The organism is Psychrobacter cibarius, from assembly GCF_904845955.1.
GTDB lineage: Bacteria > Pseudomonadota > Gammaproteobacteria > Pseudomonadales > Moraxellaceae > Psychrobacter > Psychrobacter cibarius_B.
The window spans coordinates 65,069-89,289 of sequence record NZ_CAJGYX010000005.1 but is presented as its reverse complement, the minus strand read 5'-3'; the positions used below and the strand labels follow the sequence as shown (position 1 = coordinate 89,289).

Sequence of the window (24,221 nt, the reverse complement as noted above, 5' to 3'; positions counted from 1 at the left end):
CATTTCTTTCAATTATGCTCCCATCTTAAATCAGCCTATCATAGGATTCCTTGTCATGATGAACCAACCAATAGATCCTTTTTTTCGGCGCTTATTTATTGTCGTTGCGATGGTGGTGGGTATATTATTACTGTATTTGATGATGCCAGTCATTATACCGTTTGTCTTTGCTTTCGTACTGGCTTACTTGTTCAATCCGTTGGTCAAACGCTTATCGAAGTATATCAAACGCTGGGTGGCGATTATCATTGTCTATTCCACCATCACTTTAGGAATGGTGCTACTGCTTTGGTGGTTGATACCGACCTTGTGGCATCAGTTGCAAGCGGCGTGGGAGTACCTGCCTAAGGTCTTAACTTGGTATAATGAAGTCGTACGTGAATGGTTCGTTAACAACAGTCGTATTAATCTGCCAGAGTTGGAGTCCAAGGGGTTTTCTGAGACATTGGTTGAATACATGCAGACCAATTATAAGTTTGAAGATGCCAGTACCATGATGAACCAAATATTGGTGTCGAGCATGAACTTCATCAATAATGCTGGACTCATTGTGCTAGTACCGATTTTAACCTTTTATTTTTTGTTCAATTGGGATCAGCGTCTACAGACATGGAAGCTGGCAATTCCCGCTGCGTATAGCGAAAAAGTCATTCAAATTGCTCGAGAGTGTGACCTTGCATTGATGGCATTTATCAAAGGTCAGCTATTGGTGATGGTCTTATTGGGCGCTATTTATGCGGTGCAATTACAGCTTATTGGGCTTGAGCTTGGGCTTATTATTGGTATGGTTGCCGGTATTGCTAGCTTTGTTCCTTATTTGGGTTTTGGCATTGGTTTTATCGCTGCCATTATCGCCTGCCTGTTCCAGTTTGGGCTAAATTGGACGTATTTGTCGTTGATCGTCGGAGCATTTTTAGTTGGGCAAGCTGCCGAAGGTTATATTCTACAGCCGTTACTATTGGGTGATAAGATAGGTCTATCGCCGCTTTGGGTGATTTTTGCCGTATTGGCAGGCGCAAGCTTATTGGGTTTCGTTGGTATGCTAATTGCTTTGCCTGTCTCTGCCGTGCTTAATGTACTGTTTCGCCATTTATACATCTACTATCGTTCGACAGATTTTTATAAAGGTCGTAAGCAATTGGCTTTATTTGAGAAGAGGTAAGTATTTTATCGTTAAATTGATAGAGTCATGGGGAATTAATAGTAAATGGTGTGAGGGATAAACAGCGATGGATAAGGCTTAATAGGTAAAAGACTTGTCAGTCATTTTGCAAATATGTTATATATAGGCGCAGTATTGACAGTATCAGCCGTTATCCAGTTGGTCGTTAACAAGATGACTTTTGATTAGGTGATTCTCAGATATACTCCTGATTAAAACAACGAGATGCTAACGCAGCAAGTTTATATCAGGTAGTATAAGAGCATCTCAAAGACAGTTATTAATAATTTATCCTTTTATTTATTGCATTACGCAAAACGAGTTGATGATTCATGGCAGAAGCACAGCTAAGTCTCAATCTGGACATTAAGCATGATGCAAGTCTAAGTGACTTCGCCGGTCCTGGTTGGATGTCGATTATTGATGCAGTGCGGCAACTACATGTCGGCCTGATCGGTCAACTGTACCTATTTGGCAGTCCTGCTACGGGCAAGTCGCACTTATTATCTGCTATCTGTGAGTCATTTATTGAGATGGACAAGTCAGCGATTTGTTTGTCACTCAATGAGTTGATTCATACCGATGTGCACGTCCTCTCCTCTCTAGAAAACTTCGATCTAATCGCGATCGATGATTTAGAGGTGCTGGAGCAAAGCAGTCAATGGCAAGAAGCCTTATTTCATTTGATTAATCGCAGTCGTGAAGGCCAGCGTCAATTGTTGTTTGCAGCCAATAAGCCTGCTGGTGATTTGCCCTTTCAATTGAGGGATTTGCTGACTCGTTTGGCACAAGCACCTACGTTTAAAGTACCCAATGGTCATGACTTAGCCGACCGTCAGGCGTTATTACAATCTATCTTACGTCGACGTGGTTGGCAGTTTGATGATCGAATTATTGATTATTTGCTTACTGAAGGACCGCATCGCATCGGTGCGATGATGGAAGTACTCAATTATATTCAGCCGATGTTTTCGAACCTTGGGCGTAGCAATATATCCAAAGCAGTCATCACTGACGCATTGCGTACCATTGATGAGCAGACACTAGCAGCAGAGCTTGCAGATATTGCGCAAGAGACACAGGTAGATAACGATTCAGCGGAACAAGATCAACATACGATGCCACTTGATTTTTAGCATTAACAACTAAAGTCTTTTATCCAAAGCGCTTTTACTATTGCCAAAACGTTTTCACTATTAATGGAATCACTTATGAAATCCAATGCTTCTTTGCTAAAAAAACTGACCATCAGCACGTTGCTTATTGGTGCAGGCTCTGTCTCTATGCTGTCGCATGCCGAAGTAACGCTACTGGTTGATGACCATATCAAAGTCACGGCTATTAATGGGCAAGAAGTGCAGCAGAGCGCTTTTCAACCATTGACTAAAAAGTTCACGCTTCAGCCGGGTCAACATGCGATTACTGCAAAATACGATCGCTTATACGACTTGCGCCGTGATGAGCATGATTATTTACGTTCGGGTAATGTGAGCGTGACGGCAGAATTGGCGGACAATCAAACCTATCGTCTGACTATGCCGAATCAGCCAGAAGAGTATGCAGCAGCTAAAGAATATGCCAAGCGTCCAATACTGGCAGTAGAGAAAAACAATACTGTGATTGCAAGTCAGCAAGGTATCGCTGGTAATCAAGGTGGATTGTTGTCAGGTTTAGGCAAGGCGTTCGGTGGTGTGTTTGGCGGAGCAGATGATGCAGAGCTACAGAATCAGCGTGCGATTGCCGCATTAGATCAACCAAATGTGAATACGGGTACGGTAGCGACTACTAAGCAAACCACTAGCGTTAATTCATCTGCTAATACCTTAGATCAATTTATGCAAATTTGGTTACAAGCCACGCCTGCTGAGCGCGAAAAAATGCGTCAATGGATGCAAAAATAAGGTTTCATTAGCAACAGCAAGCACAAAAAAAGCACCTAAAGTAGGTGCTTTTTTATGATCTAGATTTTAGTGATGTACTGTTTTTTTAGCAATGATTAACCCAAAAAGGCATTATACATCCAGATGAGCTTTTCTTGCTCTTGTACATACGCATCTACGAGGTCAGCTGTCCCTTGATCTTCGCTGTCTGCTGCTAGAGCAGATACTTTACGCTGCTCTGTAATTAAAGCTTGTAAACCCGTTACCACACCTTTCACACAAGCATTGCCATCTTTGACGTTTTTATCTTCTTGAATACTAGTATGCTGAGTAAAATCGCTATAAGCGTGCAGCGGTGTGCCGCCCAAAGTTAAAATACGTTCAGCGATTTCATCAATTTGTAATTGTAACGCGGTATACAGTTCTTCAAATTTTGGATGCAAGGTGAAAAAATGCTCACCTTTTACATTCCAGTGATAGCCACGGACGTTTAAATAAAAGACGTGATAAGTTGACAATAAATTGTTTAGTTGTGCAATGACTTCGCTCATGTCAGCTTTTTCTAGACCGATTTGATTAGTAGCGTTACTCATAATATTATCCTTATAGTTTGAGTGTTGATATAAAACATTAAATGAAGAAGATGAGAAGTGTAGCAACTCGTGTGCTGCATTACTATGCTCTTTAATATATTAACGCTTTTCAGCCTTAAAAAGTAACAATCTTAGAAAATAGTATGATAAAACTGCCATATAGAATGGAGTCAGCTTAAGCTAAAATCATAACTATACATTCATATAGTTTAGAGCAATTATCACCTTTCTTCTGATAACCATTATAATAGCAGAGCACCATCGATAAGTTAATTTCAATAAATTTATAATTATGATTGATTTTGTAAAAAGTTTTTTTGTTGATCACTTCTTTATCGCTCATATAGTAAGCGATAAAGAAGTCTTCTACTATTTTATGCTGGCGGCTGTAAGTTTTCAGGGTTTAAGCCTTTAACGGGGATAACTTCTTGCAAATGCTGACGTACCGTATCGATTGGAAACTTCTGTGCTTCTAAGCGCTTTGGCACAATTTGGCTGCCTTGTTGACCTTTCATCTCAAACATCATAAAGATATAGTCGTCCGTCTCATCCCAGCTTTTGACAGCTGACCATGGAATGACGGCTTGCTGGGTCGTGCCTGCTCGCATTTGCATGCCGCGCATTTGGTTGTTATTAAATGTGTCAGGCTGATTCACTGGCATCGCCATGACGAGGCCATGCTTTTGTACGCCCAATTTCATCTGACGCATCTCGTCTGGCATTTCTTGGTCAGCCACCTGCTTGTCAAACTCTCTTTTCACATACCATTTAAAGCCAAGGGTACGAACCAGTAAATAAATGACGACTGAAACTAGCATCAGCCAAAAGATAATGGTTGAGTAGCCTGTCACAAAAACCAACCCTGCGATCGCTAGTACCACGGTTACCGCCATAATGATCCATTCTTTCATTTTGATACTTTTTAGACCGAAAGAAGGGCTGGCACTGGCAAATAGCTCGTATTGTGCTTGGTGAAATTCTGCCTCAGTTAGGTTTAAGGCGACAGGTTGTAGCGTATAGGGGTACAAGGCCATAAAGGTTTCTCAAATACTTGTATTGAAAGTGTTGGGTTTAAATCGACAAAACGTAGCAGCTACGTCGTACTTGGCTAGAAGTCGAATAAAAGGTATGCGCTTATCTTACCGAAAAGTACCCCTAAATGAAACATATAAGCCGCTCTGTTCGTTGATAGAGGTGATATTAATGGTTTTAATAAAGATGGGCGAGGCTTATTGAGGTAAGCTGAACTTTAAGAGACGCATTTAAAGTAAATGTAACTGGCTACGGATAATGAAAGTAATAAATGAAAATTCAATCAACAGAGGTCAAAACATGGTCAAATCTGTTGTGTCTTGGTATTATAGCGGCTATCACTTATTTTGATAAAATCAGCACCTTTAAAAACAGTACCTTTAAAAATAACACTTTCGAACCTCTTCCTCACTTCTAGCGTTACAGGCAACTATTATGATTGATCCAAAACTCTTACGCGGCGATTTAAGCGATTTACAACAGCAACTGGCCACTCGTGGTTATGCACTTGACATAGATTTTTGGCAAACGGTTGAGTCAGAACGTAAATCTTTGCAGATCAAAACCGAAGAGTTGCAGTCGAGCCGTAATGCGGGTGCTAAGCAAGTGGGTGCTTTGAAAAAGTCAGGCGAAGATGCCAGTGAGCTATTGGCTGAGATGCAGAATGTCAGTGGTGAGATTAAAACAGCCGAAGACGAGCTGCGCACTCTACAAGAGCGTATCAACAAAGCTGCTATGCAAATTCCAAATATTCCAGCAGCCGATGTGCCAGTGGGTACGTCAGAAGATGATAACGTAGAAGTGCGCAAGTGGGGCACGCCGCGTACGTTTGATTTTGAGATTCAAGATCACACTTATATTGGCGAGACACTTGGCATGCTCGACTTTGAAGCAGCGACCAAGCTGACTGGTAGCCGCTTTAATGTGCTAAAAGGACAGTTGGCGCAAATGCATCGCGCCCTGATTCAATTTATGCTCAATACCCATACCATGAAGTACGGCTATCTTGAGACCTATGTGCCTTATATTGTGAATTCAGATAGCCTAAAAGGTACAGGACAGCTGCCTAAGTTTGAAGATGATTTATTTAAGCTGAAAAATCACACAAACAATGAAGACATGGACTTCTATCTTATCCCTACTGCCGAAGTGCCAATGACCAACTTGGTACGTGGCGAGCGTTTAGACATCAGTGAATTACCGCTTAAGTTTACCGCGCATACGCCTTGTTTCCGTAGTGAAGCGGGCTCTCATGGGCGTGATACTCGTGGTCTAATCCGTCAGCATCAGTTTGAAAAAGTTGAGATGGTCAATATTGCTACCGCTGAGCAATCTGATGATTTATTAGAAGCAATGACTGGACAAGCCGAATATATCTTGCAGCAGTTGAACCTACCATACCGCACCGTTCAGTTATGTACGGGTGATATGGGCTTTGCAGCACAAAAGACCTATGACATCGAAGTATGGTTACCGAGCCAAGATACCTATCGTGAAATCTCAAGCTGCTCTAACTGCGGTGATTTCCAAGCGCGCCGTATGGGAACACGTGTCAAAGATGGCAAACAAACCAGCTTGGCACACACGCTAAATGGTTCAGGCTTGGCAGTGGGTCGTACACTATTGGCAGTGATGGAAAATCATCAAAACGCTGACGGTAGTATCACGATTCCAGAAGTATTGCGTCCGTTTATGGGCGGTGCTGAGACTATTTCAGTTTAATATCTATATTGATTGTACTAGCTGTGAGTTACTAAGATGACTCACAGCTTTTTAATATAGGGTAGTTTGATAAAACTGATATGAATAATTATTAAACACAAACGATTCTGTCATACCATTTCTTGGCTAGCCTCATAGCAAATATGTTAATATTACACTTTGATTTTATAGTCTATAACTTAGGGACGCATTTGGCGTCCTTATGCTTATACTCCTTTGAGTAAACTCTCCTCTTAGCCCAATACTAGGACACTCTATGCCAGCTCCAATTAGCGAACGTAAATTAGCCAATGCCATCCGTGTACTGTCGTTTGATGCGGTTCAAAAAGCCAACTCTGGACATCCAGGCGCGCCAATGGGTATGGCCGATATTGCCGAAGTTTTGTGGCGCAAGTTTTTGAAGCACAACCCAACCGATCCACAGTGGCACAACCGTGATCGCTTTGTCTTATCGAACGGTCATGGCTCAATGCTTATTTACTCATTGCTGCATTTATCTGGTTATGATGTCAGCGTTGATGATCTGAAAGGGTTCCGTCAATTGCATTCGAAAACCCCAGGTCACCCTGAGCTTGGCTATACACCTGGTGTCGAAACGACCACTGGTCCACTAGGACAAGGTATTGCTAATGCCGTTGGTTTTGCTATCGCTGAAAAAACCTTAGCCGCACAGTTCAATCGTGATGGCCACAACATCGTTGATCACAATACCTATGCATTCTTAGGCGATGGTTGCTTGATGGAAGGTATCAGTCATGAAGTGTGCTCACTGGCTGGCACGTTAGGTCTTGGCAAGCTTGTCTTCTTCTACGACGACAACGGCATTTCTATCGATGGTAATGTCGAAGGTTGGTTCACTGATGATACCGAAGCGCGTTTTGAGTCTTACGGCTGGCAAGTGATCAAAGTTGACGGTCACGATACTGATGCAATCACTCAAGCAACTGAACAAGCGCTAAAAGAGACTACTAAACCAAGTCTTCTGATTTGTAAAACGACGATCGGCGCGGGTAGCCCGAACAAGCAAGGTCTAGCGGCCAGTCATGGCGCACCGCTAGGTGATGACGAAATCGCTTTAACTCGTGATGCGTTGTCTTGGAAGCATGCTCCATTTGAATTAGATGATGAAATCTATGAAGCATGGGATGCTAAAGCTAAAGGTGACGTACAACAGAAGAACTGGGATGCAGACTTTGACGCTTATAAAAAAGCCTATCCTGAATTGGCGTCTGAATTGTTACGCCGTTTAAATGGTGACTTGCCTGCTGACTTTGATAATCAAGCACAAGCCTATATTCAGCAAACTCAAGAAGCGGGCGGCGATGTTGCCAGCCGTAAAGCCAGTCAAAACGCTATCAATACCTTACAGCCATTATTACCAGAATTGCTAGGCGGTTCAGCGGATTTAGCTGGCTCAAACCTGACGCTATTCAAAGGCGCTAAGGGCATCGAAAAAGACGCTGACGGCAACTATATCTATTATGGCGTACGTGAGTTCGGCATGACCGCGATTGCCAATGGTATCGCATTGCATGGCGGCTTTATCCCTTACGTAGCAACCTTCCTGATGTTTATGGAATACGCACGTAACGCGGTACGCATGGGCGCATTGATGAAGCAGCGCGTCATCCATGTCTATACGCATGACTCTATCGGTCTGGGTGAAGATGGCCCAACGCATCAGCCAGTTGAGCAATTGACTAGCCTACGTACCACGCCAAATCTACGTACATGGCGTCCGTGTGATGCGACTGAGTCTGCAAGCGCTTGGGTAGAAGCAATCAAATCAGAAAACAATCCATCAGCATTGATCTTTAGCCGTCAAAGCTTGCCACATCAAGCACGTGACAGTGAGCAAGTAGCGAACATTACCAAAGGTGGTTATGTACTGGCAAAAGAACAAGGCGAGCTAAAAGCCATCATCATTGCAACTGGTTCAGAAGTTGGCCTTGCGATGGAAGCGTATGAAACATTGAGCGCAAATGGTGTTGGCGTACGTGTGGTATCTATGCCATGTGCAGAAATCTTTGTAGAGCAAGATGCTAGCTACCGTGAAGCGGTATTGCCTGCCAATATCCGCGCCCGCGTCGCTGTGGAAGCCGCGCATGTGGACTACTGGTATAAGTTCGTTGGTCTAGATGGCAAGGTCATCGGGATGACCACTTATGGTGAGTCAGCGCCAGCAGATGAGCTGTATAAAGAGTTCGGCATTACCACTGATGCTGTGGTTGATGCGGTGAATAGTTTGGTGTAATAAACCTAACTTAGTCAGTATTTAAAAAAAGAGCTGCCGGAGAAATCTGGTGGCTTTTTTTATTGGCTAAATAATCAGTGTATTCATATTGGTATTTAGTCCATAATTAAAAAAAACAGAGTACGGACTAATTATGAACTGGGATTTGTTGAGTATTTTTATCACGGTCGGCTTGGCGCATTTTCTTGCACTATTGAGTCCTGGACCAGATTTTGTATTGATCGTAAAGAGTGCGATTAAGAACGACAGTAAAGACGCAATAGGGGTTGCGCTCGGTATCACCTTTGCTAATGCAGTGTACATTGGTCTATGTCTAATTGGTGTTGGCTCAATTTTAGCCGCCTCTGCACCTATTATGATTACGCTAAAAATCATTGGTGGGTTGTTTTTAATGTACCTTGGGATACAGGCTTTACGCGCACGAAAAGATGCGTATGACCAATTTCAGGTAGCCCAATCAGCCCATTCAAATATTCCTAAGACAGCTTTTTTAAAAGAATTTATTGCAGGGTTTTTGTCTGGAATATTTAATCCTAAAAATCTACTCTTTTATCTCAGTTTATTCACTGTAGTATTGACACCAGAAATAAGTTTTGTGTTCAAATTGGGCTTAGGTATTTGGATGACTGTAGTGGTATTTGCGTGGGACACTGCTGTCATATTTCTATTGTCGACTCGCAAAGTACGCGCTAAATTTACCCAAGTTGCTTATTACATCGATAAAGTTACAGGGGCGTTGCTTGGCGTCATTGGTTTAACTATCGTCAGAACAGCAATTGTAGATCGGTAATTTTAACCAAAAGTAATTAGTATATTGATATTGAACGTTATTTATTTTTTCATAACCACTTTCAAGAAAAAAACCATGTCCCTCAAATCCACTTTCAAAGGCTTTCTAGGCGAGACCGTTATCAATGTTGCCATGTGGCTAAAACTTGAAAAAGATGTCTATCACCGATTAAACGGTATTACCTTGCAAAGAGCCAATGGTGGCAGTACCCAAATCGATCATATTATCGTCTCCATATACGGCATCTTTGTCATCGAAACCAAAAACTATAAAGGCTGGATATATGGTAGCGAGAAGCAAAAGCAGTGGACGCAAGCTTTCCCAAATGGAAGTAAATTTAAATTCCAAAACCCATTGCGTCAAAACTACTTGCACATTAAGACGCTCGCAGATTTATTGGGCTTGGAGCTGAGCTACTTCCATTCGATGATTGCTTTCATCGGTGAGTGTGAGCTGAAAACCCGTGATGAGTTGCCCGAACACGTATTAACAGGTGGGATGGTCTCTTATGTGAAGAAGAAACAAGATGAGATACTGACTGAAGACGAGGTTAAGTCTATCGTTGAGCAGATTAATAGCAACAGATTTAGCAAATCTTGGCGCACCAATAGAGAGCATAAAGCCTACCTAAAAGACAAGCATAGCCTCTCAAACAAACAGCCTAGCAGTAACTCTACTGATAAAACAATTGCTAAAACTGCCAGTAAGCCTACACTCGAGCCGGTAATAAAAGAAACTGCTAAACGAGCCACGCTGAAAAGCCGAGAAGTGCTGCGATGGTCTGGTCAAACTGAGATTGAATCTAGCGAGTTACTAACTAATAGTATGAATACTCAGCAGATAAGTACGCCATATGATATGGGTGATAAAGTGTTTCTTACACCGTTTGAGATTGTAGAGCCTGAGCCACAGGTGGAAGCACCTACAATATTTGAGGCGACAAACCCTACTGCTAATCTCGTCCAAGCGCCAACTTGCCCGAAATGTAATGGAGAGATGGTTAAACGCACTGCAAAGAAAGGCGCACGCCAAGGACAATCCTTTCATGGGTGCGCGCAGTTTCCTAAGTGCCGATCCGTAGTTAATATTGCTTAGCCTTTAATCCTCTTAACCATAGATTTCTTCCAAGCGTAAACAAGCCACCAATCGACCGTCCCACTCTCGCAGTTGTGGCTCTATTTCGCTGCACTGCGACTTGGCATAGGGACAGCGTTTGTGCAGGGCGCAGCCACTTGGTGGATTAAGCGGGCTTGGTAACTCACCTTGTAGAGTTAGATCATTTTTATGGCCATTTACCGTTGGTGCAGCAGCTAAGAGGGCGATGGTATATGGATGCTTTGGCGCATTATAGATCGCCTCTTTCGGGCCATGCTCAACCGCCTGACCTAAATACATCACCATCACATCATCAGCGACATGACGCACGACTGATAAGTTATGCGAGATAAAGACGTAAGCAGTACGATACTCGTCCTGCAAGTCCATAAACAGATTCAAGACTTGTGCTTGAATGGAAACATCGAGCGCGGAAGTAGGCTCATCAGCGACGACAATTTTAGGATTGAGCATCATGGCGCGGGCGAGGGCAATACGTTGGCGCTGACCCCCTGAAAACATATGCGGATAGCGGCCAGCATGTTCAGGGCGCAGACCGACATTTCTCATCATCTCGTTGATTTTGTCGCGCTTGTCTTCTTTAGAGAGTTTGGTATGGATATCCAATGGTTCAGTTAATTGATAGCCAATAGTATGGCGTGGATTTAAGCTACCATAAGGGTTTTGGAAGACCATTTGAATTTCTGTACGCAGATCTTTTAGCGCTTTTCTGCTATAGCCAGTGGTGCCTTCATCGTTGATAAATAGCTCACCGTGAGTAGGCTCTTCAATCAGTGTCAACTGGCGGGCAAGGGTAGACTTACCGCAGCCTGACTCACCCACGACGGCCAGCGTCTTGCCTGCTTCAAGCTCGAATGAGATACCATTTAACGCTTTAACGTAGGCCTTCGCTTTGCCCAAACCTTGTGATACTGGGTAGTGTTTATGTAGATTGTCTGCTTTTAGGACCACTTTATTACTCATACTTGTGACTCCAAGGTAGCAGTGTGAGAGGTAGATAGGTGAGAAGGCAAGCTGGGTAATTCTGGATGAATACAGCGCACTTTGCCATTGGGCGTATCTAAAATGGGCGGTGGTACCTCACAAGCAGGCTCTTTGTACGGGCAGCGAGGAGACAATAAGCAACCACTCGGGCGATCGTATTGGCTGGGTACGACACCAGGTAAGCTATTCAGACGGTCTTGACCGATAGCCAGCTCTGGGATGGCTTGTAGCAAGGCCTCAGTATAAGGGTGAGCAGGCTTTTGAAAAATCTCCGGCACGGTACTGGTTTCGACCACTTGTCCGGCATACATGACCGCGACATCACGCGAGTTTTGCGCGACTAAACCCAAGTCGTGGGTAATCAGTATCATCGCCATTTGTTTTTCGCGTTGCAATCGGCTTAGCAAGTCCATTATTTGCGCTTGTACTGTGACATCGAGCGCGGTGGTAGGTTCATCGGCGATCAGAAGCTTTGGCTCACAAGCAATTGCCATCGCAATCATAACTCGTTGACTCATACCGCCTGATAGCTGATGCGGATAAACCTTGAGTCGGTTTTTAGCATCGGGCATTTCGACCAGCTCTAACAGCTCTAAGATACGTGTCTGTACGGCTGAACCACGCAAACCAAGATGCTTGCGTAAGACTTCGCCCAGTTGCATCTCAACCGTGAAGCTTGGGTTTAAGCAAGACATGGCATTTTGAAAGATCATTGAGATGTCTTTGCCAATGATGCCGCGTTTTTCTTTGGCTGACATACTGAGCATGTCTTTATCATCGAACATAACGCGCTTGGAACGGACAGTTGCAGAGGGTGGTAGTAGCCCCATCAGTGCCATCATAGTGACCGACTTACCCGAGCCAGATTCACCCACGACTGCGATGACTTCGCCTTGTGTAATCTTTAACGACACATCATCGACTGCACGAAAAGCGCGCACCCCTTGCCCGAAAGTAACCGAAAGATTTTCAATATCTAACAGTAATGGTGATTCTTTTTTTGATGCGTCATTCATAGAAGTGTGAGTGGTAGGCGTTTTAATTAATGGTTCAGTCATCTTAGGTCACCTGCTTTAATTTGGGGTCTAGCGCATCGCGTAGGCCATCACCAGTCAAGTTAATCGACAATGCGGCTAAGAAAATAGCGACACCGGGCCAAATCGCTAGCCAAACATTACTTTGAATATATTGACGCGCCGTACCGAGCATTGCACCCCATTCAGCATCGGGTGGCTGTACACCAAAGCCTAAGAAACCAATTGCGCCTGCTTCCAAAATAGCAGAAGAGAAAATCATCGTCGCCTGCACGATGAGCGGTGCCATACAGTTGGGCAAAATGGTGATAAATAACAATCTAAGCACACCAGCGCCCATCACTTGTGAAGCGATAAAATACTCACGCTGTAGCTCTACCATTGCAGTAGCACGAGTCAGCCGAATAAAAGGTGGCGTACAGACCAAGGCGATCGTAATAATCGTATTGGTCATAGAAGGCCCTAAGATAGCGGCAATGATGATCGCCAACAGTAAGCTCGGGTAAGACATCAAGATATCATTGACCAGCATGACCGCTTTGCCCCAAACCTTGGGCCAAAATGCAGCACTAAGTCCCAATGAAACACCGACTAACATGGCAAGAGTCGTCGCGCTCAGACCGATAGATAGAGAATAACGCGCGCCATACATTACCCGAGACAAGGTGTCTCGTCCAGCATCATCCGTGCCTAGCCAAAACATGGTATTGCCGCCATCTAGAAAGGCAGGCGGCAACTGCTCTTGACCAGTAAATAACTCGTAAGGGTCATGGGGCGCAATGGCAGGCGCAAGGATGGCAATAATGACCATCAATGCCAGTACAATAAAACCAAGCACCGCGCCTTTATTTCGGCAGAATGTCGATAAAAATAGCTGCCAAGATGACGGCGGTGTCGCTGCCATAAGATTGACATCAGAGGGAAGAACAGAAGGCTTCATGAGCAGTTCCTATGGTGGCTAGCGCGTTGAAAGTATGTCAGCCTCGTTTTTAGCAAGCATTTAAAATGTGCTAAAACTCACTCAAGACCATACAAACACCAATAACCACTATTTATAATATGAGTATTTATCAATGTTAAATTAAGAAGTATGTCGAATACGCGGATTGATAAGACCATACAAAATATCGATAAATAAACTAACTAAAATCAGGGCGGTGGCGACCAATAAAATACCGTTTTGCACGATAGGATAATCACGAGTGAAAAACCCATCGAGCAGCCAATTACCAACACCTGGCCAACTAAAGATAGTCTCAGTGATAATAGCCCCAGCGAGCAAGGTCGCCATCTGTAAGCCAATCACAGTCACCACAGTAATCAAGGCATTGCGCATGACGTGTACCAATATCACGCGGCGCGGCGATAGGCCTTTGGCGCGCGCTGTACGCACGTAGTCCTCATCTAACACCTCTAGCATCGCCGAGCGTGTCATCCGTGCAATCATCGCGAGTGGTATGGTCGATAAGGCAATAGACGGTAGGATAAAGTGTTTGACCACATCCCAAAATGCGCCAGGTTCTCCTGATGTTAAAGAGCCCAATAACCATGATCCATATAAAGGTTTGACGTCTAAAAACTGCGCGACAGATATGACACCAGCGACAGGCAACAGACCGAGATAATGGGCGAATATACCAGTCAGGATAGGCCCCAATAAATAGATGGGCATAGAGTAGCCAGCCAGTGCCCCTGACATTAGAGTATAGTCAATCCATGTACCACGTCGTAGCGCGGCAAAGATACCTAAGCTCACACCGACAACACTGGCAATGACAATGGCACACAAAGCCAGCTCTAAGGTTGGTACAAAATGAGCAAAGAAGTCTTGTAATACCGGAGTACGAGTACGAAAGGATTGACCAAAATCACCGGTCAATATTCCAGTTAAGTAATCCCAATATTGGGCAATGAGGGGTTTGTCTAAGCCAAGTCTTTCTAACGCGCGAGCATGTAGCTCTGGATCGACCATACGCTCACCCATCATAATCTCGACGGCATCTCCAGGGACGAGCCGAATTAGGGTAAATGTCGATAGTGTTAAGCCAAGATAGACAGGAATTAGAATGGCAATGCGACGCAAAATATAAAGTAGCATGGGCTGCTCAATTCAATAGTTGTGGTTCAATCGTTTGAGATCGATGAGTAGAATGTTGGCAGAGATGAGAGAGTCGGTGACAAAATGCTTAAAAAATGCTTAATAAGGCGCTTAACTCATATAAATACGGCTGGAGCAGAGTGTCTGACCCAGCCGAATATAAATTAAACAATCATGCATGTCTTACCGGACGTCATCAGCTCAGGTTATTCAACCTTTACACCATCGAAGCGTATTGAGCCAAGCGGACTAATTTTATAATCGACTACATTTGGTGCGGTGAATACCGTGACCACCGAATGCGCCATTGTCGTCCAAGGCAATTGCTCTTTGAATATCTGCTGAGCTTGTACATAGTCGTTGACGCGCTCATCTTGATTGGTAATCTGACGGGCGTTAGTCACCAAAGTGTCAAAGTCTTTATTACACCAGCGTGAGTAGTTATTGCCACCGACCGCATCACAAGATAGTAGCGTACCAAGCCAGTTATCAGGATCCCCATTGTCACCAGTCCAGCCCGCTAGAATGACATCAGGCTCACCTTTAGCAGCGCGGTTTAGATACTCGCCCCATTCATAGGTCACAAGCTTGGTATCGACACCAATTTTCGCCCAATCTGCTTGTAGCATTTCAGCCATGAGTTTGGCATTAGGATTGTATGGGCGTTGCACGGGCATATACCATAGATTAATGGCAAGTTTGTCCGCGCCTGCTTCTTTGATAAGGGACTTGGCTTTTTCCACATCATAAGGCGCATCTTTGATAGATTTGTCGTAACCCCATTGTGTGGGCGGCATAGGATTGGTGGCTTTTAATCCTTCGCTTTGATAAACCGCATTGATAATGGCATCTTTATTGATGGCCATATCTAATGCTTGGCGAACTTTAAGGTCGCTAAGCTTTGGTTTTTCAACGTTATAGCCGACATAGCCGACGTTAAAGCCGGGTTGATCGAGAACGGTGGCCTTACCAGATTTTTTGACAGAGTCAATTTCGGCCGGTTTTGGATAAGCGGACACATGACATTCACCTGCTTGCACTTTTTGCGCACGCACTGCTGAATCTTTGGTGATGACAAACACGAGATTATCGATATGAATATCGTCTTTGTTCCAGTAGTCTGGATTTTTGGTATAACGAATTTGCGCGTCTTTTTGATAAGAAGTAAAGACGAAAGGTCCTGTACCAACGGGTTTGGTGTTGATATCAGCAGCATTACCAGAAGCCATTAACTTTTCTGCATACTCAGCAGAATCGATATAAGCGAAGGGCATCGCTAGGTTCTGTAAAAATGGCGCGTTGGTCTCGCTGAGCGTGATTTTGACGGTAGAGTCATCAACCTTTTCGATATTGGAGATAATATCAGGTAGCCCCATACCGACCGAATAAGGGAACTCAGCAGGATAGGCTTTATTAAATTCAAAGTCTGGATTGGTGATACGCTCCAGGGTAAAGACAATGTCATCTGCGTTGAAATCACGGGTTGGGGTAAAGTAATCGGTCTTACCATATTTAACCCCTCTACGTAGGTTAAAGGTATAAGTCTTGCCGTCTTCACTAATATCCCAGCTTTCGGCTAAGGCTGGCTGAATCTCAGTACCATCTCTTTTGAATTCCACTAAGCCGTTGTAGATGGGAAAGGCGCTCGCATCAAAATCTGTACCTGCAGTGTATCGTGCTAGATCGAATCCAGCCGGACTACCTTCTGAGCAATAAAGTAAGGTTTTGGCTGCTTTAGCATCTGAGCTGGCAGCAGATTCATCGGTGGTTTTGTTGTCGCCGCTACAGGCACTGATGCCTAGAATAACTGTCGCCAACATCGTCAGTTTGAAGAGTGATTTTTGCATTATTACATCCTATGTAATGATAAATAGTCGCCAATAGATTTATAAGATCGTTTTTGACCTATAAATACAATGAGCGTGCTTTTAATTCCCTTTAAAGCAATTGTTTATATCGTGTTTTTGATATGCAAAATAAAAAATATTTCAGGTTGTATTAACCTGAAATATTATTCAGATTTGCAAATCAAATACACGATATAAATAAGTGGTTTGAATATACTCTGTTCAACAGTGGTAATGCAAGACATCCGTAAGCTAATTTGATAGAAAACGTTCTGTTTTAATATCTTCATTGCCGAATTGGTTAGAGTTCCTCCTTATTTTAGAAATGCTGATAAAATAATCACGAAAAAACAAAGGTTAAAATTTTATATAATTCGCTTATTTCCATTTTATTGAATATAAAGTTTTAGTATATAAGCCTCTTAAATAAAAATACTAATTATAAGAGGCATATTTTCCCATGTTTTATGGCGTGACTGGTTCGATATGACCGTAATTTGCTTTGATAAGATCTGCGAGTTTTTCAGCAATCATAATCGTTGGCGCATTGGTGTTACCGCTGATGAGAGTCGGCATGATTGAGGCATCGATGACCCTTAATCCCTTTACACCGCGTACTTTTAATTGCAAATCAACCACGGACTGGTCATCTGAACCCATACGGCAAGTGCCGACAGGATGATAAATGGTATCTGACTTGTTGCGAATATAGCCGAGCATACCGTCTTTTTCGATATAGGGGGCAGGGTAGTCTTCAGTAATATATTTGGCGATGGGTGATTCTTGCATGATGGCGCGCGTACGCTCCGCGCCTGCAATCATATATTCCATATCTTTTGGGTGCGAGAGGTAGTTTGGATCAATCAATACCGCGTCTGAGGGGTCGGCGGAGTCCAGTCTGACCGTACCGCGGCTTTCAGGGCGTAGGTAGCAACTGTGACAAGAGACCGCAAAGCCACGTCTGAGATCACGACCATGCTCAATCACGCGGGATATGACAAAGTGCAGTTGGGTATTTGGCCACTCTTTTGGATCATCACCGACACTAAAGAACGCGCCCGCTTCAGCATAGTTGGTAGACAAGAGGCCTGTACCATCCTTTCTCCACTGCCGAATACTTTTGGTCAATGTCGAAATCGTCGCCATACCAATACCGATGACGCCAGTGGTATTGACCTCGTAATCAAAAACGACGTCCAAATGATCTTGTAGATTACCACCAACATCGGGCGCATCTACCATGACGTCTATGCCATGCGATTGTAGATGCTCAGCAGGTCCAATACCTGACAACATCAGGACTTTGGGTGAGCCAAAAGTGCCTCCAGATAATATCACTTCATGACGCGCCATAACCGCATGCTCGACGCCATCTTTTTCATAAGCGACACCAACGGCCTGTTTGTCTTCAAAGATGACGCGGTTGGCTTGGGCGTGGGTGATGACGGTCAGATTTGATCGGTTTTGTACTGGATGTAGATAAGCCGCTGCCGCAGAGCAGCGTTGACCTTGTTTTTCGCCATGAAAGTGGGTGACTTGATATAGCCCTGTACCGTCTTGCTTTTGGCCATTAAAATCTCGATTATGATCTAAACCATTGGTGATGGCGGCTTCTACGAATGCTTTGGAGATATCACGCGGACTCAGTAAGTCGCTGACATGCAGTGGTCCGCTATCACCATGCAGCTTATCACCCCATGGATATTGTTTTCTGCTTTGATAAAGTAGGGCAGTACATCATCAAATCCCCAGCCTTCGCAGCCTTGCTCAACCCAACGTTCATAATCGAGCGCACTACCACGCGTATAAATCATGGCATTAATCGCAGATGAGCCACCTAAGCATTGCCCGCGTGGTTGAAAGCCGCGGCGATTGTTCAAGTGCATCTGCGGCGTGGTGTGAAAGCACCAATTATTCAGTTCCAGCGGCTTGCCTGGCACCATCAAAATCAGTCCGGCAGGGACACGGACAGCAAGGTCTTTGCCTTCACCGCCATATTCTAATAAGCAGACACTAATGTCTGAGTTTTCTGTTAATCGGCTAGCAAGTACGCAGCCAGCTGAACCACCACCAACGATGACGTAATCAAATTTTTTATCAAATTCCATTTTACATTCCTTCTAGCATCCATGCTGAGTAAAACGTGCTCGTTAAAACGCGTTTATTGAAATAGGGTACGCATTACAGTATCTATTATTTTGCTTGAATAATAAAATAAAAATGACTAAGGGGTGTTTATCGATCAACATATGGCATGGCAAAACAATACTAGGTCGTTAAAACGCTGGTGGATGCTATTTAAACTTATACAGCACATATCTCTGAACGTACGATAAAGCGCTTACCTTCTGGTATTTCAAGCGAAAAACTGGCTCCGCGTCCATCGACCACATCTATTGTTAGATCGGTATGTTGCCAGAGCTTATGCTGAGCTTTACCCATATAAAATGGACAGCCAACCAGCTCGCCGATGAGTACGTCTTGTCCACCTACTTTAAATTCGCCTAATGGATAACACATGGGTGAACTGCCATCGCAGCAGCCGCCTGATTGATGAAACATCAGCTCGCCGTGCTTAGATTTTAGTAAGTCGATTAATGCTTTGCAAGACTCTGTCGCTGTGACGTTCATAATGATTTCCTTATCGTTAGACCCGAACGGATGTCTTTCATAATCATACTGAGTAGAAAATAAAGGGTCGCATCATATTCACTCACATCATTTATCATATGTGGTTGAAAACGATACGACCCTTTACTAATGATTACTCTAGCCAGTCATTGAGACGGTGTTACGAATCTCAAAATATCATAAAGCATGCGGCTACGTAATGGTTGCTACAGACTATAGTCAATGACAATGCGACCTTCGATTTTGCCATCACGCATACGATCAAAGATATCATTGATATTTTCTAGTGGCTCAGCGGCAACGGTGGCTTTTACTTTGCCTGCTGCTGCCATGTCTAGCGACTCTTGCAAGTCGAGACGCGTACCAACGATTGAGCCACGAATGGTAATACCGTTTAAAACAGTATCAAAAATGGATACTGGGAATTCGCCCGTTGGTAGACCATTACAGACCAAAGTACCACCGCGTCGTAACATGCCTAATGCTTGATCAAAGGCTTTTGAAGATACTGCTGTCACGAGCGCACCGTGAGCACCGCCGATTTCTTTTTGTAGATATTCAGCAGGGTCAGTATTTTTCGCATTGACAGTGACTTTGGCACCCAGTTTTTTAGCGAATGCCAGTTTTTCGTCATCAATATCCACAGCAGCAACGTTCAATCCCATCGCAATGGCATACTGAACTGCCATATGTCCCAAACCGCCGATACCTGAAATGACGACCCAATCGCCTGGCTTGGTGTCGGTCATTTTTAGACCTTTGTAGACCGTGACACCTGCACATAACACTGGTGCAATTTCAATAGAGTCAACGCTTTCAGGGATGATACCGACATAGTTGGCATCTGCTAGTACATATTCTGCAAAGCTGCCGTTTACCGAGTAACCAGAGTTTTGTTGGCTTTCGCATAAAGTTTCCCAACCACCTAAGCAATGGGTACAGTGTCCACAAGCAGAGTAGAGCCAAGGGATACCGACTCGGTCGCCTTCTTTGACATGATGCACATTGTCACCAACGGCGGTGATAAGACCAACGCCTTCGTGGCCTGGGATAAACGGTGGGCTAGGTTTGACTGGCCAATCGCCCTCAATGGCATGCAAATCGGTATGACAGACACCTGATGCCTGCATTTTTACGACGATTTGACCAGCACCTGCGGTTGGAATATCTACTTCTTCAATTTCTAAGGGTTGTCCGAATTCATGCAGCACGGCCGCTTTCATTTTATTACTCACGTTGTAACTCCTTGTCATCGTTCTTTACATTAAGATGCTCGGCGAGCATCGAGGTCGCACTTTACAGTTCTACCATAAAGTGCTTTGAAAAACAGAATTAAAAGAAGCCCATCGCTTTAGGACTATAGGAGACCAGCATGTTTTTGGTTTGTTGATAATGGTCTAGCATCATCAAATGGTTTTCGCGGCCGATACCAGACTGCTTATAGCCACCAAACGCAGAATGCGCAGGATAGAGATGATAGCAATTCGTCCAAACGCGACCGGCTTTAATGCCACGACCGAAACGATAAGCGCGCGTACCATTACGCGTCCAGACGCCAGCACCAAGACCATATAAAGTGTCATTGGCGAGAGTCATTGCTTCTTCATCGTCTTTAAAAGTGGTGACAGCGAGTACGGGGCCAAAGATTTCTTCTTGGAACACGCGCATATCATTCGTGCCTTCAAAGATCGTTGGCTGCACATAATAACCGTTTGCCATGTCGCCATCATGTTTGGCAAGTTCACCGCCCACAAGGACTTTTGCACCTTCTTTTTTACCAATATCGAGATAAGATAGGATTTTTTCTAACTGATCTGAGCTGGCTTGCGCGCCAATCATGGTGTCGGTATCAAGCGGGTTGCCCATTTTGATAGCTTTTACGCGAGCGATACAGCGTTTCATGAATTCATCATAGATGCTTTCGTGTACGAGGGCGCGTGATGGGCAAGTACAAACTTCACCTTGGTTAGCGCAAACATGACCAAACCTTCAACCGCTTTGTCTAAGAAGTCGTCGTCTTCATCCATGATATCGGCAAAGAAGATATTTGGGCTTTTGCCGCCCAGCTCTAGCGTTACCGGAATGATGTTTTCACTGGCGTATTGCATGATTAAGCGACCAGTGGTGGTCTCACCAGTAAAGGACACTTTATCGATACGCGGGTTGGAAGCGATTGGCTTACCGGCTTCTACGCCAAAACCGTTAATGACGTTTAGTACGCCTTTTGGTAAAATATCCGCCGCGCCTATGACGTCAAGCATGTATAAAACAGAAGCTGGCGTTTGCTCGGCAGGTTTGAGGACGATACAGTTACCCGCAGCAAGGGCTGGGGCAATTTTCCAAATCGCCATTAGAATAGGGAAGTTCCAAGGAATGATTTGACCAACGACACCAAGCGGCTCATGAAAATGATAGGCAACCGTGTCTTCATCAATTTGGCTAATGCCGCCTTCTTGCGCGCGGATAACGCCCGCAAAATAACGCAAATGGTCAATGGCGATTGGGATATCAGCGGCAAGGGTTTCGCGAACTGGTTTACCGTTTTCATAGCTTTCAGCGATAGCGATTGCCTCTAAATTGGCTTCGATACCGTCAGCAAGTTTGAGCAACATATTAGAGCGATCAGTGACACTAGTTTTGCCCCATGCGTCTTTTGCTGCATGAGCCGCATCTAGCGCCGCTTCAACATCGGCAGCTTTAGAGCGCGCAATCTGACAGAAGGTTTTACCATCGATTGGACTTGAGTTGTCAAAGTATTCACCATCGATTGGTGCGACCCACTCACCATTGATGAAGTTGTCATATTTTTTGCGGAATTGAACAGGACTATTTTCAGTATTGGGATAGGCGTATAACATTAACGACTCCTTGTTGTGTATTATGGCTAGTTAAGAACAAACGACTTAAGCATAAATATTTGGCCATCCTGACCAAGCTATGACCCTATCGTACTGAGCTTTAGCGATGAGCGATAATGACTTTTTATAATGATATATTTCGTATCGTATAACTTTAAGTTATGTGGCTTATCAGGGTTAAAGTCGTCCGCGAAACGGATGTAGCTGCTATAATTGTTGGCAGCTTTTTCTCTTATTATTTGCTCTTAAGCCGTTTTTCTTATTACTATTAACTTAATTGGTTTAGATATATGCGTCAATCTTCTGCTCTTGATATCTTAAAAACGGGTCAAAATGTCTTTTTGACTGGCTCAGCAGGTTCAGGTAAGACTTATACTCTCAATCAATATATCGACTACCTGCGCGCGCGCCGTGTGCCTGTCGCCGTCACTGCGAGTACCGGTATTGCGGCCACACACATGAATGGCACAACGATTCATAGCTGGTCCGGCATCGGTATCAAAGATGAGTTAAGCGACCGCGACTTGACTACGTTATCACGCAAGCAGTTTTTGGCAGACCGACTAAAAGATACCGCGGTATTGGTCATTGATGAGATATCGATGTTGCATGCTAAGCAGCTCAATTTGGTCAGCCAAGTACTCAAGCATGTCCGCAAAAATGACAAAGCCTTTGGTGGCATTCAAGTGGTCGTGGCAGGGGACTTTTTTCAGCTGCCGCCGATTGGTAGTAAGGGTGAAACCAACCGTGAAAAATTTGCCTTTATGTCGGAAGCGTGGCTTGATGCCAAGTTCCATATTTGCTATCTGTCTGAGCAACATAGGCAGGTTAGTGAAGCGGCAAATGGCGGGCTTGATTTGGACGATATTCTCAACCAAATTCGTCGTCAGGAAGTCACTTTTGAATCGATTGCCGCATTAGAAGCAACCTTTGATCAAAATGTCGATATCAAACGTACCCGCCTTTATACCCACAATCTCAACGTTAATAGAATCAATGATAAAGAGCTTGCCGCGTTAGAGGGCGAGATGATGCGCTTTACCGCTACGTCTACGGGCGATAGTAAATTGGTTGAGACCCTTAAAAAAACGGTACGTACCCAAGATGATTTGGTATTAAAAGTCGGTGCCAAGGTGATGTTTATTAAAAACAATACCGAACTTGGCGTCTCTAACGGTACGATGGGTGAACTAATTGGCTTTGCCGCTGTTAAAATCGATGATAGCAAAGACAGCAGTGATGATTTGATCGAAGACGATGATGAAAATACTGAAAGTGAGACGAATAAGAATGTAAAAGGCAAAAGTAAAAAAGCCATAAAAGAGAAACCCAAAGCCAAAAAGCCAACGACGCAAAAAATGCCCGTGGTTCGGCTCAATTCAGGGCGTGAAGTTGTCGCTGAGCCTGAAGAATGGATCATCGAAGATGAGACAGGAGATGTGCTGGCAAGCTATGAGCAAGTGCCGCTTTGTCTGGCATGGGCAATTACCATTCATAAATCACAAGGCATGACCCTCGATGCTGCTGAAATAGACTTATCGCGCACCTTTGAGCTAGGGCAGGGCTATGTGGCATTGTCACGGTTAAAGTCGTTGGCAGGTTTGCAGTTGCTGGGTATGAATGATATGAGCTTGCAGCTTGATCCGCTAGCACGCGGCGCGGACAAACGGTTTTTGGTGCTGTCAGAAGAAGCTGATGCCAATTATGCGATGCTTGATGAAGAGAGCATGACGCAGGCACATGAGAAGTTTATTTTAAAATCGGGCGGTACGCTGAGTAAGTCAGTGATTGATGCTTATGCCACTTTGCAAAAAAAGCGCCGCGAGCAACAACAAGCGCAAATAGACAAAAAACAGAAACTGGGCAATCAAGTTTCTGATAAGTCGGACAGTACCTTGCTTGCGACCAGAGTGTTGCTAGAAGAAAGCTTGTCGATTGCAGAAATATCACAAGCTCGTCAGCTTTCACAATCAACGATTATGCGTCATATTGCTGACCTAAAATCTCAAGATCCAAGCCTCGCTTGTGATCATTTGCGGCCAGAGGATGAGGTGATGACGGCGGTTGGTAATGCCTACGTCGCGATTAAAGTCGCCAATAATCCAAATGATTTCAATGATGATGGCAGTATTAAATTGCGTCCAATATTCGATCATCTTAAGCAAAGTATTGATTACAATGCCATTCGTTTGGCACTGATTTTTATAACGCCTTAATGCC

19 protein-coding genes and 1 pseudogene are annotated in these 24,221 nt (G+C 44.1%); 8 read left to right on the top strand and 12 right to left on the bottom strand.

Features of this window, described 5'->3' with window-relative positions; all coding sequences use genetic code 11:
• Nucleotides 1-55: 55 nt before the first annotated feature.
• The 3 genes from JMV76_RS10740 (at nt 56) to JMV76_RS10730 (ending at nt 3,063) form a co-directional block, all read left to right on the top strand.
• Nucleotides 56-1,162, top strand: coding sequence for an AI-2E family transporter (locus JMV76_RS10740; protein ID WP_060491635.1), 1,107 nt, complete (start codon nt 56-58; stop codon nt 1,160-1,162).
• 332 nt (nt 1,163-1,494) lie between these two features.
• The gene (gene hda, locus JMV76_RS10735) at nt 1,495-2,298 is read left to right on the top strand and encodes a DnaA regulatory inactivator Hda (RefSeq protein ID WP_060491634.1); all 804 of its coding nucleotides are present in this window, start codon (nt 1,495-1,497) and stop codon (nt 2,296-2,298) included.
• Between the two features lie 75 nt (nt 2,299-2,373).
• A complete protein-coding gene (locus JMV76_RS10730; RefSeq protein ID WP_201502674.1) occupies nt 2,374-3,063 on the top strand; it encodes a DUF2057 family protein in 690 nt (229 codons plus the stop codon).
• A 95-nt stretch (nt 3,064-3,158) separates the two neighbouring features.
• On the opposite strand, the gene JMV76_RS10725 is transcribed toward JMV76_RS10730, so the two are convergent.
• Both JMV76_RS10725 and JMV76_RS10720 read right to left on the bottom strand, forming a co-directional pair.
• Nucleotides 3,159-3,635, bottom strand: a complete 477-nt coding sequence (locus JMV76_RS10725) for a Dps family protein (protein WP_045453127.1) — start codon at nt 3,633-3,635, stop codon at nt 3,159-3,161.
• A 374-nt stretch (nt 3,636-4,009) separates the two neighbouring features.
• The gene (locus JMV76_RS10720; protein WP_055125130.1) at nt 4,010-4,669 is read right to left on the bottom strand and encodes a YcxB family protein; all 660 of its coding nucleotides are present in this window, start codon (nt 4,667-4,669) and stop codon (nt 4,010-4,012) included.
• A gap of 433 nt (nt 4,670-5,102) precedes the next feature.
• Between JMV76_RS10720 and serS the strand changes: the two genes are divergently transcribed.
• The 4 genes from serS (at nt 5,103) to JMV76_RS10700 (ending at nt 10,528) form a co-directional block, all read left to right on the top strand.
• The gene (gene serS, locus JMV76_RS10715; RefSeq protein WP_201502673.1) at nt 5,103-6,389 is read left to right on the top strand and encodes a serine--tRNA ligase; all 1,287 of its coding nucleotides are present in this window, start codon (nt 5,103-5,105) and stop codon (nt 6,387-6,389) included.
• A 256-nt stretch (nt 6,390-6,645) separates the two neighbouring features.
• Complete coding sequence (gene tkt / locus JMV76_RS10710; RefSeq protein ID WP_201502672.1) at nt 6,646-8,643, top strand: transketolase; 1,998 nt, start codon at nt 6,646-6,648, stop codon at nt 8,641-8,643.
• A gap of 133 nt (nt 8,644-8,776) precedes the next feature.
• Nucleotides 8,777-9,433, top strand: coding sequence for a LysE family translocator (locus tag JMV76_RS10705; RefSeq protein ID WP_201502671.1), 657 nt, complete (start codon nt 8,777-8,779; stop codon nt 9,431-9,433).
• Nucleotides 9,434-9,508: 75 nt separating this feature from the next.
• Nucleotides 9,509-10,528 carry an NERD domain-containing protein gene (locus JMV76_RS10700; protein WP_201502670.1) on the top strand — a complete coding sequence of 340 codons (1,020 nt, stop codon included), beginning with the start codon at nt 9,509-9,511 and terminating at the stop codon, nt 10,526-10,528.
• Nucleotides 10,529-10,540: 12 nt separating this feature from the next.
• Here the strand turns inward: JMV76_RS10700 and JMV76_RS10695 are convergent, their stop codons facing one another.
• The 10 genes and pseudogenes from JMV76_RS10695 to exaC all read right to left on the bottom strand — a co-directional run bounded on the left by JMV76_RS10695 (nt 10,541) and on the right by exaC (nt 22,001).
• Nucleotides 10,541-11,512 (bottom strand): peptide ABC transporter ATP-binding protein, encoded by a 972-nt coding sequence (locus tag JMV76_RS10695; RefSeq protein ID WP_201502669.1) that lies wholly within the window; start codon nt 11,510-11,512, stop codon nt 10,541-10,543.
• Nucleotides 11,509-12,591 carry an ABC transporter ATP-binding protein gene (locus JMV76_RS10690; protein WP_265090294.1) on the bottom strand — a complete coding sequence of 361 codons (1,083 nt, stop codon included), beginning with the start codon at nt 12,589-12,591 and terminating at the stop codon, nt 11,509-11,511. The genes JMV76_RS10695 and JMV76_RS10690 overlap by 4 nt, the downstream gene beginning before the upstream one ends.
• A 1-nt stretch (nt 12,592) precedes the next feature.
• Nucleotides 12,593-13,507, bottom strand: a complete 915-nt coding sequence (locus tag JMV76_RS10685; RefSeq protein ID WP_201502668.1) for an ABC transporter permease — start codon at nt 13,505-13,507, stop codon at nt 12,593-12,595.
• Nucleotides 13,508-13,648: 141 nt separating this feature from the next.
• On the bottom strand, nt 13,649-14,665 hold the full coding sequence (locus JMV76_RS10680) for an ABC transporter permease (RefSeq protein WP_201502667.1): 1,017 nt from the start codon (nt 14,663-14,665) through the stop codon (nt 13,649-13,651).
• A gap of 206 nt (nt 14,666-14,871) precedes the next feature.
• Nucleotides 14,872-16,512, bottom strand: coding sequence for an ABC transporter substrate-binding protein (locus JMV76_RS10675; RefSeq protein ID WP_201502666.1), 1,641 nt, complete (start codon nt 16,510-16,512; stop codon nt 14,872-14,874).
• 465 nt (nt 16,513-16,977) lie between these two features.
• Nucleotides 16,978-18,144, bottom strand: coding sequence for a GMC family oxidoreductase (locus JMV76_RS10670; protein ID WP_374190060.1), 1,167 nt, complete (start codon nt 18,142-18,144; stop codon nt 16,978-16,980).
• 11 nt (nt 18,145-18,155) lie between these two features.
• Nucleotides 18,156-18,620, bottom strand: coding sequence for a GMC family oxidoreductase (locus tag JMV76_RS15095; RefSeq protein ID WP_265090293.1), 465 nt, complete (start codon nt 18,618-18,620; stop codon nt 18,156-18,158).
• 196 nt (nt 18,621-18,816) lie between these two features.
• On the bottom strand, nt 18,817-19,143 hold the full coding sequence (locus JMV76_RS10665; protein WP_060491624.1) for a DUF779 domain-containing protein: 327 nt from the start codon (nt 19,141-19,143) through the stop codon (nt 18,817-18,819).
• A 206-nt stretch (nt 19,144-19,349) separates the two neighbouring features.
• A complete protein-coding gene (gene adhP / locus JMV76_RS10660) occupies nt 19,350-20,378 on the bottom strand; it encodes an alcohol dehydrogenase AdhP (RefSeq protein WP_201502665.1) in 1,029 nt (342 codons plus the stop codon).
• Nucleotides 20,379-20,475: 97 nt separating this feature from the next.
• Nucleotides 20,476-22,001, bottom strand: a pseudogene (gene exaC, locus JMV76_RS10655) (acetaldehyde dehydrogenase ExaC).
• A 290-nt stretch (nt 22,002-22,291) separates the two neighbouring features.
• Between exaC and JMV76_RS10650 the strand changes: the two are divergent.
• Nucleotides 22,292-24,217, top strand: coding sequence for an AAA family ATPase (locus JMV76_RS10650; RefSeq protein ID WP_201502664.1), 1,926 nt, complete (start codon nt 22,292-22,294; stop codon nt 24,215-24,217).
• Nucleotides 24,218-24,221: the final 4 nt, after the last annotated feature.

Coding starts and splice junctions, on each gene's coding strand:
- JMV76_RS10740 (WP_060491635.1), top strand. CDS start 56: ATGATGAACCAACCAATAGATCCTTTTTTTCGGCGCTTATTTATTGTC.
- hda (WP_060491634.1), top strand. CDS start 1,495: ATGGCAGAAGCACAGCTAAGTCTCAATCTGGACATTAAGCATGATGCA.
- JMV76_RS10730 (WP_201502674.1), top strand. CDS start 2,374: ATGAAATCCAATGCTTCTTTGCTAAAAAAACTGACCATCAGCACGTTG.
- JMV76_RS10725 (WP_045453127.1), bottom strand. CDS start 3,635: ATGAGTAACGCTACTAATCAAATCGGTCTAGAAAAAGCTGACATGAGC.
- JMV76_RS10720 (WP_055125130.1), bottom strand. CDS start 4,669: ATGGCCTTGTACCCCTATACGCTACAACCTGTCGCCTTAAACCTAACT.
- serS (WP_201502673.1), top strand. CDS start 5,103: ATGATTGATCCAAAACTCTTACGCGGCGATTTAAGCGATTTACAACAG.
- tkt (WP_201502672.1), top strand. CDS start 6,646: ATGCCAGCTCCAATTAGCGAACGTAAATTAGCCAATGCCATCCGTGTA.
- JMV76_RS10705 (WP_201502671.1), top strand. CDS start 8,777: ATGAACTGGGATTTGTTGAGTATTTTTATCACGGTCGGCTTGGCGCAT.
- JMV76_RS10700 (WP_201502670.1), top strand. CDS start 9,509: ATGTCCCTCAAATCCACTTTCAAAGGCTTTCTAGGCGAGACCGTTATC.
- JMV76_RS10695 (WP_201502669.1), bottom strand. CDS start 11,512: ATGAGTAATAAAGTGGTCCTAAAAGCAGACAATCTACATAAACACTAC.
- JMV76_RS10690 (WP_265090294.1), bottom strand. CDS start 12,591: ATGACTGAACCATTAATTAAAACGCCTACCACTCACACTTCTATGAAT.
- JMV76_RS10685 (WP_201502668.1), bottom strand. CDS start 13,507: ATGAAGCCTTCTGTTCTTCCCTCTGATGTCAATCTTATGGCAGCGACA.
- JMV76_RS10680 (WP_201502667.1), bottom strand. CDS start 14,665: ATGCTACTTTATATTTTGCGTCGCATTGCCATTCTAATTCCTGTCTAT.
- JMV76_RS10675 (WP_201502666.1), bottom strand. CDS start 16,512: ATGCAAAAATCACTCTTCAAACTGACGATGTTGGCGACAGTTATTCTA.
- JMV76_RS15095 (WP_265090293.1), bottom strand. CDS start 18,620: ATGGAATTTGATAAAAAATTTGATTACGTCATCGTTGGTGGTGGTTCA.
- JMV76_RS10665 (WP_060491624.1), bottom strand. CDS start 19,143: ATGAACGTCACAGCGACAGAGTCTTGCAAAGCATTAATCGACTTACTA.
- JMV76_RS10650 (WP_201502664.1), top strand. CDS start 22,292: ATGCGTCAATCTTCTGCTCTTGATATCTTAAAAACGGGTCAAAATGTC.